This window comes from Blautia argi (assembly GCF_003287895.1).
In the GTDB taxonomy this organism is placed as follows: domain Bacteria; phylum Bacillota; class Clostridia; order Lachnospirales; family Lachnospiraceae; genus Blautia; species Blautia argi.
Genome location: NZ_CP030280.1, coordinates 716,182 through 733,195 on the forward strand (window position 1 = coordinate 716,182; position 17,014 = coordinate 733,195).

General features: G+C 42.9%; 10 protein-coding genes. 9 read left to right on the forward strand and 1 reads right to left on the reverse strand.

Annotated features, from left to right (window positions below):
- Positions 1-10: 10 nt before the first annotated feature.
- The 9 genes from DQQ01_RS03640 (at position 11) to DQQ01_RS03685 (ending at position 14,103) form a co-directional block, all read left to right on the forward strand.
- On the forward strand, positions 11-2,134 hold the full coding sequence (locus DQQ01_RS03640) for a glycoside hydrolase family 3 C-terminal domain-containing protein (RefSeq protein ID WP_111918485.1): 2,124 nt from the start codon (positions 11-13) through the stop codon (positions 2,132-2,134).
- A 426-nt stretch (positions 2,135-2,560) separates the two neighbouring features.
- On the forward strand, positions 2,561-3,871 hold the full coding sequence (locus tag DQQ01_RS03650) for a substrate-binding domain-containing protein (protein ID WP_111918489.1): 1,311 nt from the start codon (positions 2,561-2,563) through the stop codon (positions 3,869-3,871).
- Between the two features lie 153 nt (positions 3,872-4,024).
- Positions 4,025-5,533, forward strand: a complete 1,509-nt coding sequence (locus DQQ01_RS03655; RefSeq protein WP_111918491.1) for a sugar ABC transporter ATP-binding protein — start codon at positions 4,025-4,027, stop codon at positions 5,531-5,533.
- A gap of 18 nt (positions 5,534-5,551) precedes the next feature.
- A complete protein-coding gene (locus DQQ01_RS03660) occupies positions 5,552-7,207 on the forward strand; it encodes a galactose/methyl galactoside ABC transporter permease MglC (RefSeq protein ID WP_111918493.1) in 1,656 nt (551 codons plus the stop codon).
- A 162-nt stretch (positions 7,208-7,369) separates the two neighbouring features.
- Entirely contained in the window at positions 7,370-8,980 is a 1,611-nt protein-coding gene (locus DQQ01_RS03665; RefSeq protein WP_111918495.1) for a response regulator, read from the forward strand.
- On the forward strand, positions 8,970-10,796 hold the full coding sequence (locus DQQ01_RS03670) for a cache domain-containing sensor histidine kinase (RefSeq protein WP_111918497.1): 1,827 nt from the start codon (positions 8,970-8,972) through the stop codon (positions 10,794-10,796). The genes DQQ01_RS03665 and DQQ01_RS03670 overlap by 11 nt, the downstream gene beginning before the upstream one ends.
- A 1-nt stretch (position 10,797) precedes the next feature.
- Entirely contained in the window at positions 10,798-11,772 is a 975-nt protein-coding gene (locus tag DQQ01_RS03675) for a sugar ABC transporter substrate-binding protein (RefSeq protein ID WP_111918499.1), read from the forward strand.
- A 28-nt stretch (positions 11,773-11,800) separates the two neighbouring features.
- Positions 11,801-12,841, forward strand: a complete 1,041-nt coding sequence (locus tag DQQ01_RS03680) for a galactose ABC transporter substrate-binding protein (protein ID WP_111920815.1) — start codon at positions 11,801-11,803, stop codon at positions 12,839-12,841.
- A 122-nt stretch (positions 12,842-12,963) separates the two neighbouring features.
- Entirely contained in the window at positions 12,964-14,103 is a 1,140-nt protein-coding gene (locus DQQ01_RS03685; RefSeq protein ID WP_111918501.1) for a polysaccharide deacetylase family protein, read from the forward strand.
- A gap of 102 nt (positions 14,104-14,205) precedes the next feature.
- Here DQQ01_RS03685 and adhE read toward each other — a convergent pair whose 3' ends face one another.
- Positions 14,206-16,824 carry a bifunctional acetaldehyde-CoA/alcohol dehydrogenase gene (gene adhE, locus DQQ01_RS03690; protein ID WP_111918503.1) on the reverse strand — a complete coding sequence of 873 codons (2,619 nt, stop codon included), beginning with the start codon at positions 16,822-16,824 and terminating at the stop codon, positions 14,206-14,208.
- Positions 16,825-17,014: the final 190 nt, after the last annotated feature.

A 17,014-nucleotide genomic window follows, 5' to 3' on the forward strand; every position in this document is an offset into this window, starting at 1 on the left:
GACAAATTCTATGAAAAGTTACAGAAAAGAGAGAGCAGCGGCAAGAGAAAAGGCAAAAAAACTGGTATCGCAGATGACGCTTATGGAAAAGGCAGCGCAGCTTCGCTACGATGCGGCTCCGGTGGAACGTCTGGGAGTTCCTGCCTATAATTATTGGAATGAGGCATTGCACGGTGTGGCAAGAGCAGGTACAGCAACAATGTTTCCACAGGCAATCGGTATGGCGGCAGCTTTTGATGAGGACGCTATGGAAAGAGTGGGGGATATCATTGCCACAGAAGGAAGGGCAAAATACAATGAGTATTCCAGACACAATGACAGAGATATCTATAAAGGACTGACCTTTTGGTCACCGAATATCAATATTTTCCGTGACCCAAGGTGGGGCAGAGGCCATGAAACCTATGGAGAGGACCCGTATCTGACTTCACGCCTGGGAGTACGGTTTGTGGAGGGGCTGCAGGGGGACGGGCCTGTAATGAAGGCGGCAGCCTGTGCCAAGCACTATGCAGTACACAGTGGACCGGAGGCAATTCGTCATGAATTTAATGCAGAGTGCAGTATGAAAGATATGTGGGAAACTTACCTTCCTGCCTTTGAGGCTTTGGTGACAGAGGCAGATGTAGAGGCGGTTATGGGGGCATATAACCGTACCAATGGAGAGCCATGCTGCGGACACAAATATCTCATGGAAGAGGTGCTACGGGGGAAATGGAAATTTGACGGACATTTTACCTCAGACTGCTGGGCAATTAAGGATTTCCATGAAGCCCATAAGGTGACAAAAAATGCCAGAGAATCAGCGGCCCTTGCTTTAAAGAGCGGCTGCGATGTGAATTGTGGAAACACCTACCTGCATTTGCTGGCAGCTGTGGAGGAAGGACTGATTACAGAGGAAGAAATTACCACAGCAGCAGAGCGCCTTTTGACAACTCGGTATCTTCTGGGCTTATTTGAGGGAAGCGAATACGATGAAATACCTTATGAAGTGGTAGAGTGTAAAGAGCATGTGGAAGCAGCTCTTGATATGGCAAGAAAAGGCAGTGTGCTTTTGAAAAATGACGGGATTCTGCCTCTTGACAAGAGTAAGCTGAAAACCATTGGCGTGATTGGTCCTAATGCGGACAGTCGGGTAGCGCTGATTGGGAATTATCATGGTACATCTTCCCGTTATATTACGGTTCTGGAAGGAATTCAGGACGAAGTGGAAGATGAGGTAAGAGTTTTATATTCAGAAGGCTGTCAGCTCTTTAAAGACAAAACAGAGAATCTGGCGTGGACACAGGACAGAATCTCTGAGGCAGTGATTACTGCAGAACACAGCGATGTGGTAATTCTCTGCGTAGGGCTTGATGAAACACTGGAGGGCGAGGAAGGGGATACAGGAAACAGTGATGCTTCCGGGGATAAAAAGGACCTTCATCTTCCAAAGGTACAGGAGGAGCTGATTCAAAAGGTAACTGCAGTAGGAAAGCCGACAGTTATCGTGCTTATGGCGGGCAGTGCCATTGATTTAAATTATGCGCAGGAACACTGCAATGGTATTCTTCTTGCCTGGTATCCGGGAGCAAGAGGCGGAAAGGCTGTGGCAGATTTATTGTTTGGTAAGGTGTCACCTTCCGGAAAGCTGCCTGTAACCTTTTATAAAGATTTGGAAGGTATGCCGGAATTTACGGACTATTCCATGAAAAACCGTACTTATCGTTACATGGAAGGAGAAGCTTTATATCCCTTTGGATACGGACTGACTTATGGAAAGGTACAGGTGAAAGAGGCACGGGTTTTAAATGAGGTGACCAGGGAAAGTGATATAGAGGTGCAGGTAACAGCAGAAAACAGGGGAAACCTCCGCACAGAAGAGGTGGTACAGATTTATATTAAAGATCTGGAATCTCCGCTGGCGGTAAGAAATTATAGCCTGTGTGCTTTTGGTCGCGTAGATTTAGAAGCAGGGGAAAGCAAGACGCTGACTCTGAGAATTCCGAATCGTGCCATGGAAGTGGTAGACGAGCAGGGAAACCGCCATATAGACAGTAAGCATTTTAAGCTGTTTGCAGGTATTTCACAGCCGGATAAGAGAAGCGAAGAACTTACCGGAGAAAAATCAGTGCCAGTAAATGTAATATTGGAATAGAGGATAAATAAAAGAAAAAGGCGAAAGGAACAGAGTGCGGAGCGAATGGGAGTTTTGCACTCTGTTTTTACATTTTACTTTCTTTTATAAGGCGAAATTTTTTGGGAAAAATAAAGAATTGGGCGAAAGGTTGTCGAATATCATAGAAAAAAGAAGAAATTTGGAAAAAATCACGAAAAACCGGTGGAAAATTTTATGGGAAAACTCTGGAAATGCTTTTGACACAGGGGGCAGATGTTAAAATTTCCATATTTCGACAAAAAATATAGGGATATTATACTATATAACCAATAAAATCTTAAAAATTTCAATGAAAAGAAAAAAAAATTCTATGTTTTATTTGGCGGATATTGTGTATAGTGTCAATATCAATAAAAGGCACGGACGAAAAAAAGAAAAGGTGCCGATGGAAGGGAGAATTTTCACATGAAAAGAAAATTAGCAGTATTGACAATGGCAGCTGTTTTAGGACTTTCAGCAGTAGCTTGTGGTTCTGAACCGGCAGAGAACGATGGAGCAAAAACAGAGGATACAGCAAAAACAGAGGATACGGCAAAAGATGATGCAAAAGGATCTGATGTAGCAAACAAGGACAAACCTCTGGTATGGTTCAACCGTCAGCCGTCCAACAGCTCTACAGGAGAACTGGACAAGGCAGCTCTTTCCTTCAATGATGATACTTATTATGTAGGATTTGATGCAAACCAGGGTGCTGAATTACAGGGAACTATGGTAAAAGATTACATCGAAGCAAACATTGATAAAATTGACCGCAACGGCGATGGAACAATCGGATATGTTCTGGCAATCGGCGATATCGGACATAACGATTCTATTGCCCGTACAAGAGGTGTTCGTAAAGCTCTTGGCACAGGCATAGAAAAAGATGGAGAAATCAACAGCGAACCAGTTGGAACAAACACAGACGGTTCTGCAAAAGCAGTAAAAGACGGTTCTATTGAAGCAGGCGGAAAGACATACAAAATCCGTGAGTTGGCTTCTCAGGAAATGAAAAACTCTGCAGGAGCTACCTGGGACGCAGCTACGGCAGGTAACGCAATCGGAACATGGTCTTCTTCCTTTGGTAAAGAAATTGATGTAGTAGTTTCCAATAACGATGGTATGGGAATGTCTATGTTTAACGCATGGTCAAAAGAAAATAAAGTTCCAACTTTCGGATATGATGCAAACAACGATGCAGTAGCAGCTATTGCAGAGGGATACGGCGGAACAATCAGCCAGCATGCTGACGTACAGGCTTACCTGACACTTCGTGTTCTTCGTAACGCTTTAGATGGTGTAGATGTTGATACAGGTATCGGAACAGCCGATGAGGCAGGAAATGTTTTAAGTGATGACGTATATGTATACAAAGATGACGAACGTTCTTACTACGCATTAAACGTAGCAGTAACTGCTGAGAACTATCAGGAATTTACAGACTCCACAAAAGTATATGAGCCTGTATCTAACCAGTTAGACGAAAGCAAATCTCCGAAAAAGAAAGTATGGCTTGACATCTACAATGCTGCTGATAACTTCTTAAGCTCTACATATCAGCCATTACTTCAGAACTATGATGACCTTCTGAACTTAGATGTTGAATACATCGGTGGTGACGGACAGACAGAATCCAACATCACAAACCGTCTTGGAAATCCGGATCAGTATGATGCATTCGCAATCAACATGGTTAAAACAGACAATGCAGCTTCTTATACAGCATTACTGCAGTAAAATAAGTCAGTAATACCTGTGGCAAGATAACAGACAGAGGGTGTCGCGTTGAGGCAGAGCTTTAAATATGCCCTTAATGCGACAGCCTCTTTTGAATCTGACAGCCTGTTCTATGCTGTCAGGTACCAATATAGAGATACAGGAGTAAAAAGAATGGCAGATAAGAAAGATGAAGTTGTCTTATCCATACGCAATATGAGTAAATCCTTTGGCCGAAACAGAGTTCTGGATCACATCAATCTCGATGTGAAAAAGGGAACCGTTATGGGTCTTATGGGTGAAAATGGCGCCGGTAAGTCAACAATGATGAAATGTCTTTTTGGTACTTATCAGAAAGATGAAGGAAAGATTACTCTGGACGGCAGAGAAGTCAGCTTTTCAGGACCAAAAGATGCTCTGGAAAACGGAATTGCCATGGTTCATCAGGAATTGAACCAGTGTCTGGAAAGAAACGTCATTGACAATCTTTTCCTGGGACGATATCCCGTAAATTCCGCAGGTATCGTTGATGAAGGACGAATGAAAAAAGAAGCTTCTGAGCTTTTCAGAAAGCTGGGCATGACAGTAAACCTGACGCAGCCTATGCGGAATATGTCTGTATCCCAGAGGCAGATGTGCGAAATTGCGAAAGCAATGTCTTATAATGCAAAGGTAATTGTTCTTGATGAACCGACCTCTTCTCTGACCGTACAGGAAGTAGACAAGTTGTTTGAAATGATGAGAATGTTAAAGGAGCAGGGAATTTCCCTGATTTATATTTCTCATAAAATGGACGAGATTTTTGAAATCTGTGATGAAATTTCTGTTCTTCGAGATGGTAATCTGGTTATGACAAAAAGCTCAAAGGAAACAGATATGAATGAGCTGATTGCAGCCATGGTTGGACGTTCTCTGGAAAATCGTTTCCCGCCGGTAGATAATGAACCCAAGGACGTTGTTTTATCTGTTCAGCACTTATCTACAAAATTCGAGCCTCATTTGCAGGATATTTCCTTTGATGTGCGGGAGGGCGAAATTTTCGGACTTTACGGACTGGTTGGTGCGGGACGTACAGAGCTTTTGGAAACTATTTTCGGTATTCGTACCAGAGCAGCAGGCCGTGTTTATTTTAACAACAAGCTGATGAACTTCAACAGTGCAAAGGAAGCAATGGATCATGGATTTGCGTTGATTACAGAGGAAAGAAAAGCAAATGGCTTATTCCTGAAATGTGACCTGACCTTTAATACCACTATTGCAAACCTGCCTCAGTATAAGTCCGGTCTGGCTCTTTCTGATACCAAGATGGTAAAAGCAACAGCCAATGAAATTAAAATCATGCATACAAAATGTATGGGACCTGATGATATGATTTCCAGTCTTTCCGGCGGTAATCAGCAGAAGGTTATTTTCGGAAAATGGCTGGAACGCAGTCCTCAGGTGTTCATGATGGACGAGCCTACCAGAGGAATTGACGTTGGTGCAAAATATGAAATTTATGAGCTGATTATTCAGATGGCAAAGCAGGGAAAGACAGTAATTGTTGTTTCTTCAGAGATGCCGGAAATCCTGGGTATTACAAATCGTATTGGTGTCATGTCGAACGGACATCTTTCCGGAATTGTAAATACAAAAGAAACAAATCAGGAAGAACTTTTAAGACTCAGCGCAAAATACCTATAATGAGGGAGATAAACGGATATGGCAAACGAGAATAGTAATATCCTTACGGCAGAGCAGGAAATGAAGCTGCGTCAGCCGATTGAGGATTATGTTGGTAAAATTCAGAAAAAAGTAGACAAGTTGAGAGTAGACGGTACAGATAAGGTTGTGGAAATCCAGAATCTTATGGACAGCATTAAGAGAGATCGTACTCTTACAAAGGGCGAAAAAGAAAGCAGACTTGCAAAATGCAAGACAGAGCTGGAAGCAGCAAAGGCAGTAGAAGCAAAGAACAAAGATGAAGTTTCCAAGCTGATTACAGATGCAGAGAATTATTTGAAAGAACACTTTGATAAGGATTATTATCAGGCTGTAAAAGCAAGCTGCGCTGCAGAAAAAGCAGCCGCAAAAGCCCGTCATCAGCAGAAAGTAGCGGAGTTGGAAAAAGAACATAAAGCTACTATGGCAAAGCTTTCCGATCATCAGGAAATCAAAGATGAAAATTATGTATACAAAAACAGAATCTTTGATGCTAAGATGACAATGGAAAAAGAGTTCCAGGAAGCAAAAGACAGAAGACATGCAGCATTTTCTTACAGATACCATTTGATTGATTTGCTGCGTATGTCCAAGTTTACTTTCATGGAAAACAGCGCACAGAAATGGGAAAACTACAAATATACTTTTAACCGCAGAAGTTTCCTTCTGCAGAATGGTTTGTATATTGCCATTTTGCTCATATTTATTGCATTGTGTATTATTACACCGATTGTAAAGGGAGCGCCGCTTCTGACTTATAACAATGTATTGAACATTCTCCAGCAGGCATCACCGCGTATGTTCCTGGCTCTTGGCGTAGCTGCATTAATCCTGTTAGCAGGTACAGACCTTTCCATTGGTCGTATGGTTGGTATGGGTATGACAGCGGCAACCATTATTATGCACCAGGGTGTGAATACAGGTGGTGTATTTGGACACATCTTTGATTTCACAGGTATGCCGATTATTGGAAGAGTGATTCTGGCTCTGGTAGTTTGTGTTGTACTTTGTACCTTCTTTACAACGATTGCCGGTTTCTTTACCGCAAAGTTTAAAATGCACCCATTTATTTCTACCATGGCAAACATGCTGGTAATTTTTGGCCTTGTTACATATGCAACGAAAGGTGTATCCTTTGGTGCCATTGAAGCTACTATTCCAAACATGATTATTCCTAAGGTAAACGGCTTCCCAACTATTATTCTCTGGGCAGTTGCAGCAATTGCCATTGTATGGTTTATCTGGAACAAAACAACCTTTGGTAAAAACCTGTATGCAGTAGGCGGAAACCCAGAAGCAGCAGCAGTATCCGGTATCTCTGTATTCGCTGTAACTGTAGGCGCTTTTGTTATGGCAGGTGTTCTTTACGGATTTGGTTCCTGGCTGGAATGTATCCGAATGGTAGGTTCCGGTTCCGCAGCTTATGGACAGGGCTGGGAAATGGATGCAATCGCAGCCTGTGTAGTAGGTGGTGTATCCTTTACAGGTGGTATTGGTAAAATCTCAGGCGTAGTAGTTGGTGTATTTATCTTTACAGCACTTACCTATTCTCTGACAATCCTTGGTATTGATACAAACCTGCAGTTTGTATTCTCAGGTATCATTATCCTGGTAGCCGTTACTCTGGACTGTCTGAAATATGTTCAGAAGAAATAAAAATAGAAAATAAAAGATTTTTTAAGACATGAAAAGGGCTGTCACATGACAGTCCTTTTTGTGGTATAATGTTTGCATTACATGCAAACCAAGCCAATGCTACTGCCGCGGCAGATTATGCCGGCAGTCCACAGCTTGAAAAGAAAGAGATGGATAAAAGAAATGGATAAATATACGGTACTTTTGGTAGATGATGAAGAAGAGGTTATACAGGTTATTATGAAAAAAATTGACTGGGAAGGGCTGGGTTTTTCGGTGATTGGGTATGCCAACAATGGTGTGCGCGCACTGGAAATGGTGGAAGAAGCACAGCCAGACGTGGTTATGACAGATATTAAGATGCCTTATATGGACGGGATGGAACTGGCAGGGCATATCAGGGCGGATTTTCCTGCTACCAAGATTCTTTTGTTTACCGGATTTGATGAATTTGAATATGCGAAAGAAGCGGTGCATCTGGAGGTAGAGGAATATATATTAAAGCCTGTGAATTCTCTGGAGCTTACGGAGGTATTTACAAAACTAAAGAAAAAACTGGACCAGGAAATCAGCGAAAAAAGAAACGCAGAAAGCTTGAGAAAGTATTATCTGGATTCCCTTCCTCTTTTGCAGGCAAATTTTTATTCCACACTGATTGAAGGAAGAATCCCGGAAAATCAGCTGGAGCAGTATCTTCAGGATTATCAGATAGAACTTCCAGGACCTTTTTTCTGCTGCCTTGTGATTCACACCTCTTCCTCAGGTATTCCTGAGGGCATGAATCCCATGCTCTTATCCGCTTCGGTTGAAAAACAGGCAAAGGAACGTCTGGAAGAGAAATGGAGAGCAAAAAGCTTTTCTTACCTGGCAAATACTATTTTGCTTGCACAGCTTTCTGAGGAAAGTGAAATTTCCGAGCTGACAGATGAATGCGACCGTTTTTGCAGATACGTCCACCGGATTATAGGAGGGAATGTCACGGTGGGGATTGGGCAGGTTTGTCAGAATATTTCAGAATTGGCTCAATCCTATATCAGTGCAAGAGAGGCTGTTTCCTACAGAGCGCTTTATGGAACCTCCAGAGCTATTAATATCAGGGAGATTGCGCCCCACGAAAAGAGCACTCCGGGGCTTGGACATGAAAGTGAAAGATCCCGTTTGCTGAAAGCGATTCGTTTAAACACACCCACAGAGATTAAAAGTGCGGTGCGGGATTATTTAAGCAGTATATCCTTTAAGGAAAAGTCCCTTCAGCAGCACCATATTGATCTTATGGAACTTTTAAGCGAGCTTTGTCGGTTTGCGGCAAATAATGACCTTACCATTGAAGAATTTTCCGGGGATATGGGAAGACTCTATGGAAGGCTTTTGGATATGGAACCCAATACATTAGAGGAGTGGCTTTGCAGTATCTGTGTATCTCTTCACGAAAACCTGTTAAATGTGAGAAATAAGTCTACCCGGTCTTTTGTGGAAAATGCAAAGGATTATGTGGAGAATCATTACAGCAATGAAGAAGTTTCTCTTGATACGGTATGCGAAGCGCTGGGAGTATCCAATTCCTATTTTTCTACAATTTTCAAGAAGGAAACAGGAAAATCCTTTATCGGCTATCTTACAGATTATCGAATGGAGCGGGCTTCCAGGCTTTTGCTGGAAACAAACGAGAAAAGCTATATTATAGGAAAAAAAGTGGGATACACAGATCCCAATTACTTCAGCTATGTGTTTAAACGGAAATTCGGCGTATCGCCTTCTAAATACAGAACGGAGCATAACCAGCGTGAAGAATAAGTATTTTCGACAATTAAAAAAATTTAAACCAAGAGAAATTCAGTCCACAATTATGATTGCCTTTTCCGTAGTTTCTATTTCCATTATGCTGATTCTGGGAATTGTTTTGTACCTGAGGTTTTCCAACTCGGCCAGGGAAGAAACCATAGAAAGTACACAAAAGCTCATGGAACAGACAGGGGAAAATCTGGAGGATTATCTGGTAAGTATGCGGCAAATTTCTGATGCAGTGTATTATAATGTTATCAAAGAAAATGATTTTGACAGAAACAGGCAGGATATCCAAAGAGGTATGAATCTTTTGTATGAGGCAAATAAGGACAATTTAAGAAGTATTGCTATTTATAATAATTACGGAAGTCTTATCGCAGCAGAGCCTGTAGCAGCTCAGAAGGAGGATCCGGACGTAACAAGTCAGAACTGGTATCAGCAGGCAGTGGAGGAAATGGAGAATATGCATTTTTCCACACCTCATATCCAGAATCTGTTTAATGATACTACCTATCGTTATTATTGGGTGATTTCTCTGAGCAGAGCCGTGGAGCTTACCAATCAGGGAGGAGCACAGACCGGGGTGTTGCTGGTAGATATGGATTTTTCCAGTATTTCCAGAATGATGAACCAGATTAATGATATAAATAACGGACAGTATTATTATCTGTGTGACAGCGAGGGGGAAATTATTTACCACCCCAGACAGATACAGATCAGTGATGGAATTTATGAGGAAAACAGCAGGGCGGCAGCTTCCTATAAAGATGGGGTTTACGAAGATGCTTTTAAAGGAGAAAACAGAAAACTGGTTGTGAATACCATCAGTTATACAGGCTGGAAGCTTATCGGGGTAATTCCCTATTCTACATTTAATCGTGGTATGGTAAATATCCGCTATTTTATTGCCATGCTTATGCTTTTGATGGCTATGATGCTGGTGGTGATTAACCGGGTGGTATCCCTTAGAATTTCCAGCCCGATTTTGAAGCTGAATCATTCTGTAAGAGAATACGAGGCCGGGAAAAAACCGGAAATTTATATCGGTGGTTCGCAGGAAATCCGCCATCTGGGATATTCTATACAAAAATCTTATGAGCAGATAGACAAACTGATGAAGGAAATTGTGCTGGAACAAAATGAAAGAAGAAAAAGCGAGCTGGATGCGCTGCAGAGCCAGATACACCCTCATTTTTTGTATAATACCCTGGAATCCATTACCTGGACAATAGAGGCAGAGAGAAATGATGAGGCAGTGTTTATGATTTCTCAGCTTGCAAAGCTGTTCCGCATCAGTCTTTCTAAAGGACGGACTGTTATCAGTATCAAGGATGAACTGCAGCATGCACAAAGCTATATGAATCTGCAGAAAATCAGATATAAAAATTCTTTTTCCGTAACTTTTGATGTACCGGAGGAATTGTATTCCTATTGTACTGTGAAGCTGATTCTTCAGCCGATTTTGGAAAATGCCATCAGTTATGGAGTCAGCAGTATGGAGGACTGCGGAGAAATCCGGGTGACAGGAAGTTTAAAGGAAGGAAAGATTCTGCTTTCCGTTATAGATAATGGAATTGGTATGTCCGAGGAAGAGGTCGCCCTTGTGCTGACAGACAGCAATCGGATTCATAAGCATGGTTCCGGCGTGGGGCTTGTGAATGTCAACAGTCGGATACAGATACTCTTTGGAAAAGAGTATGGGCTGCTTGTGGAAAGCGAGCCAGATGAGGGAACCAGTGTTTCAATCTGTATTCCGGCAGTGCCGTATACAGAAGAGAATCGTAAGAATTTGGAAATGGGATATCTTGCAGGTGGAGAGGAATAGCATGAAGAAGGATAAGAAAATGTTTATTCTCATAGAGGCGGTTTTGGGGAGTCTGGTGCTTGTACTGGCTTTTGTCATGCTGCAGGAGAAGAACGAAAAAGAGAAGCAAAAAATAGCTGTGATTATAGAAAACTCCGATGACAACCAATGGGCAGGGCTTAAATACGGATTGAAAAAGGCGGCAGAGGACAGAGATGTGGAGCTGTCTGTTACCAGCACAGGGCCTACACTTACGGCAAAAGAACAGGAAAAGCTTATCAGACAGGAAGTAGAAGGCGGTGCAGATGCAGTAATCCTGCAGCCTGTTGTGGACCGGGATACCGAAAAAATGCTGCAGGAGGCAGAGCGAGAACTTCCTGTTATGCTTATAGGTGAAAACCCTGTAAAGCGAAAAGAAAGCACAGAGATTCCCGTTGTCCGACCGGATAATTATGCTATGGGAAGAAAGCTGGCAGAGGAGCTTCTGAAGGATTACAACGGACATTTAAAAGGAAAAAGTCTGGGAATTTTAAACAGAGAAAAGGAGTCCGAGGATATCAAACAGAGAAAAAAGGGATTTGAAGAAGGTATCAAGGGAAAAGGAGCAGAGTTTGTCTGGTCGTATTTTATAGCAGCAGACCATGAGGCAGCGGAGGATTTGGAAAAACAGCCGGAAGTGGATTTTGTGATTGCCTTTGATGATGACAGCCTGACCGCAGCGGGAAACTGTGCGGCTTCCAACAATCTGCATGGAGCCCTGGTCTATGGAATCGGTCACTCTACAGAAGCTGTGTATTATCTGGATACCGGCGCTGCAGAATGTCTGGCTGTTCCGGACGAATTTCAGATAGGATATCAGAGCCTTATAACCCTTTTAGAGCAAATGGAACAGCCCTTCAAAGAACGGAACAGCCATGAAATTTCCTATGCTGTTATAAGAAGGGAAAATCTGTTTTCCAGAGAAAATCAGGAAATTCTGTATACCATGAGTCAGTAGAAAATGCAGAAGGCAGAGGTAGAGTATGATGAAAAAAAAGAAATTCATGATGACAGCAGTGCCGGTTTTGGCGAGTATCCTGCTTGGGGGCTGTAAAGAGCCTCCCTCTGATACACCCCAAAGACTTCATGCAGGGGTTGCCTATTATAATCAGAGTGATACGTTCTTAAGTGAGGTTATCGGGTGCTTTAAAGAGGACTTAAAGGAGCTGGAAAACGAAAATCTGGAAACAGCAGTGACAATTCGGGACGCAGCAGGACAGCAGAAAACCCAGAATGATCAGGTAAAGGAGCTTTTGGACGAGGGTTGTAATGTACTGTGCGTGAATCTGGTAGACCGGGCAGATCCCTCAGAGATTATTGACCTTGCCAGAGAGCATGAGGTGCCGATTATTTTTTTCAACAGAGAGCCTGTGGCAGAGGATTTACAGCAATGGGATAAGCTGTATTATGTGGGGGCAGAGGCAGAACAGTCCGGCAGGCTGCAGGGAGAGCTGGCAGCGGAACTGGTAAAAGAGAACAGCAGTCTGGATAAAAACCGGGACGGAAAAATTCAATATGTGGTGCTGGAAGGAGAGGCAGGACATCAGGATGCCATTATCCGCACGGAAAATGCAGTGAATACCTTAAAGGAAAGCGGCATCGAGGTGGAAAAATTGAGCTGTCAGATTGCAAACTGGAACCGTGCGCAGGCACAGAACCGCATGGAGCAGATGTTGGGAGAATATCAGAATAAAATAGAGCTTGTCCTGGCAAATAATGACGATATGGCTCTGGGGGCTATTGATGCGTATAAGAAGCTGAACTATACTTCGTCTGCTCTTCCTGTGTTTCTGGGAATTGACGGTACTGATGTAGGACTGAAAGCAGTAAAAGAAGGGTGTTTGCAGGGAACGGTATATAATGACAAAGAGGGACAGGCAGAAGCAATGGCAAAGCTCTCTGCAGCTCTTATTACCGGAGAAGGAATGGAAGAGCTTTCGTTTCAAAATGAAAAATATGTGTACCTGCCCTATTACAAAGTAACCAGTGAAAATGCAGAAGAATTCCAGGGAAAAGCTCTGGAATAGCTGCGAGAAAAGAAAGTCAGAAGAAACTGGATAAAAATGGGGAAAATTGTCGAAAATTACCTATACAAGCTGCTTTTCGTCATGTATAATGAAAGTAATGAAAAAGAAGAAAGGGGAGTATCATGGGACAACAATTCGATGAAATGGACGATGAGGAGTACGAAAGACGAAGACAGGAGCGTCTTATGCGGATGCGCCAGGAAAAGATACGGCAGTTGAAAATAAGAAAGCTCATGCGGCTTACCGCCATGGCAGCCGTGCTGGCACTGGTGGTTGTGGCAGCAGGCACAGGAATCGCAAGGCTGGTTTCCGGTGGGGACAAAAAGCCCTCTGAAACCATCAGCCAGGAGGTAAAGGCAGATACAGAAGAAGAGGGAGAAATCTTGGCTGCTAAACAGCCTGTTATGAGCGCTTCAGATCTGGAAAAGCTGGCGTCTGATACCACAATTTTTGGCTGGCAGCAGGACGAAAACGGCAGATGGTACCGCAATGCAGACGGAACTTTTTACGAAAACGGCTGGAAGGAAATCGACGGCGTCAAATATTATTTTGATGAAAACGGATATGTAGTAACTGGCTGGTTGGAACTGGACGGAGAGGATTACTATTTTGATGAGGAAGGGAAATACGACAGTACAAAGGTACGGCCAATGGTTGCTCTGACTTATGATGACGGACCCGGACAGTATACAGAGAAGCTTTTGGAGTGCCTGAAAGAAAACAATGCCAAGGCTACTTTTTATATGCTGGGACAAAATGCAGAGCAGTTTCCTGAGATTGTAAAACAATTAAAGGACGCAGGCATGGAGCTGGGTAATCATACTTATGATCATCAGATTCTTACAACTCTTTCCGAAGATCAGATAAGCGATGAAATTCGTAATGCAGATGCTGCTATTGAAAAGGGAGCAGGAGTTCCGGCAGATAGTTTAAGACCGCCGGGAGGAAGCCTGGACGAAACCGTGCAGGAACTGGCAGGTATGCCGATTATCAAATGGAGTCTGGATACCAAGGACTGGAAGACAAAGAGTGAGGACAAGACCTATCAAAAGGTGATCGACAATGTACAGGACGGTTCTGTGGTTCTGATGCATGACATTCATGAATGGTCTGTGAACGCCTCTCTGCGTTTGATTCCTGAGCTAGTAGAGAAGGGCTATAAGCTGGTAACTGTACAGGAGCTGGCAGAGGCAAAGGGAATCAAACTGGAAGATGGAGAAGTATATTACTACTTTGGAGAAGGGACACAGCAGGTAGAATAGTTGTACATAGAAGCAGGGTTTAATATTTTTGTATAGACGAAAGGAAAGGGAATTGCAAGCAGTTCCCTTTCCTTTTTGTTATTTCTTTTATTCTGTGGCATCTTAGCCTTCATAATAAGCTTTCAGGTAGATTTCCCTGATTTCCTTCATAAGAGGATATCTTGGATTTGCGCCTGTACACTGGTCATTAAATGCATTTTCAACCATTTCGTCCAGGGTTGCCATAAAGTCTTCTTCTGTAACGCCGTATTCTTTAATGGTTCTTTTGATTCCAACCTTTGCCTTTAATTCCGCAATGGCTTTAATAAAGTTTTCAAATACTTCGTCATCATTCTTGCCCTGGATACCAATGAAACGAGCCATTTCACAGTATCGTTCCTTTGCGTGAGGATATGGATACTGGGAGAAGGTTCCCATTTTTACTGGAGCCGGGTCTGCGTTGTAACGCATCACATGTTCAATGAGCAGTGCATTTGCAATGCCGTGAGGCAGGTGATGATAAGCGCCCAGTTTGTGCGCCATGGAGTGGCATACACCCAGGAATGCATTGGAGAAGGCCATACCTGCAAGGGTAGAAGCATTTGCCATTTTTTCTCTTGCAATAGGGTCATCAGCGCCTTTTTCATAAGCAGACGGCAGGTAGTCAAAAATTAATTTGGCAGCTTTTAATGCCAGGCCGTCTGTGTAGTCGGTTGCCATAATAGAAGCATAGGCTTCAAGGGCATGGGTCAGAGCGTCAATACCGGAAGCGCTTGTCAGTCCCTTTGGCTGTCCCATCATGTAATCTGCATCGATGATTGCCATGTTCGGCATTAATTCATAGTCTGCAATGGGCCATTTTGTTCCTGTTTCTGCATCTGTGATAATAGCAAACGGCGTCACCTCAGAACCGGTACCGGAAGAAGTAGGAACAGCGACCATCATGGCTTTTACGCCCATTTTCGGGAATACATAGACTCTTTTTCTGATATCCATGAAATCCATTGCCAGATCTTCAAAATTGCATTCCGGGTGTTCATACATCAGCCACATAATTTTTGCCGCGTCCATAGCAGAACCGCCGCCCAGGGCAATAATGGTATCCGGTGCAAAAGCATTTAATTTTTCCAGACCCTTTTTCGCACACTGTAAGGTGGGATCTGGGGCAACCTCGAAGAAGCAGTCATAAGTAATGCCCATTTCGTCCAGCTTATCTGTAATCGGTTTTGTGTAGCCATTGTTGTATAAAAAGGTATCTGTTACAATAAAGGCTTTCTTTTTACCATATACGTTTTTAAGTTCATCTAAAGCAACAGGCAGACAGCCTTTTTTGAAGTAAACCTTTTCCGGTGTTCTGAACCAAAGCATGTTTTCTCTCCTTTCGGCAACTGTTTTCACGTTTAACAGGTGTTTCACTCCTACGTTTTCAGAAACAGAGTTTCCGCCATAGGAACCGCAGCCGAGTGTCAGAGAAGGAGCCAGTTTGAAGTTGTATAAATCACCGATACCACCCTGTGCGGAAGGTGTGTTCACCAGAATACGGCAAGTTTTCATGCGGTCAGCAAATTTGTTCAGTTTTTCTGTCTGTGACGGATGTACATAAATAGAAGCGGTATGTCCATATCCTCCGTCCTTTACAAGCTGGTCAGCCATATCCAAAGCAGTGTCAAAATCCTTTGCCTTGTAAAGCGCCAGAACCGGTGAAAGTTTTTCGTGAGCAAAAGGTTCGGAAATATCTACAGAGGTAACCTCACCAATGAGGATTTTTGTGTTTTCCGGAACAGTAACGCCCGCCATTTCTGCAATAACAGCAGCCGGCTGTCCAACGATTTTTGCATTTACCGTACCTGCCTCTGTGAGGATAATTTTACGAACCTTATCCAGTTCTTCGCTGTTTAATACATGGCAGCCGCGTTTGATAAATTCAGCTTTTACGCTGTCATAAATATCAGCGATTGCAGTGACAGACTGTTCAGAAGCACAAATCATACCATTGTCAAAGGTTTTGGAATGAATGACAGAGTATACAGCAGTCTGTACATCACAGGAGCTGTCCATGATCACCGGTACGTTTCCGGGACCTACGCCAATGGCCGGTTTTCCGGAGGAATAGGCAGCTTTTACCATGCCGGGACCACCGGTTGCCAGAATTACGTCAACAGATTTCATCAGTTCGTTGGAAAGCTCAATGGTAGGTTCTTCAATCCAGCCGATAATGCCTTCCGGTGCACCTGCCTTTACAGCAGCCTCCAGAATGATTCTGGCAGCCTCTGTGGTACATTTCTTTGCACGTGGATGAGGGCTGATTAAGATAGCGTTTCTGGTCTTTAAGCAGATAAGACATTTAAAGATAGCAGTAGAGGTTGGGTTTGTTGTAGGAATAACAGCGCCTACAACGCCTACAGGTTCTGCAATTTTTTTAATTCCATAGGAGGTATCCTGTTCTACAACACCGCATGTTTTGACTCTTTTATAAGCATTATAGGTATATTCTGCTGCGTAATGGTTTTTGATAACCTTATCCTCCAATACGCCCATGCCGGTTTCCTCGCAGGCGAGCCTTGCCAGAGGAATACGCATTTTATTGGCTGCCATAGCAGCTTCAAAAAAGATTTTATCTACCTGTTCCTGAGTAAAGGTGGCAAATTTTTTCTGGGCTTCTCTCATAGCAGAGATTTTTGCCTGAAGAGCTTCTACACTGTTAATGGTTTCCGGTACTTTTGTTTCTGGTTTTTTAGCCATGGGAAATCCTCCTTAAAATAATAATTCTGATACAGTGTGCTGCATAACAGGAAACTTTTCATTTCCCGCAGCATTGACAATTATTTAACAAATGTTGAGGTTATTATATCTCGTTGTTAAATATTTGTCAATATAAAAATTCAGTAAAAAGGGAAATGTAAAAGTCGTTCTGTGTATGTTTATTTTATCA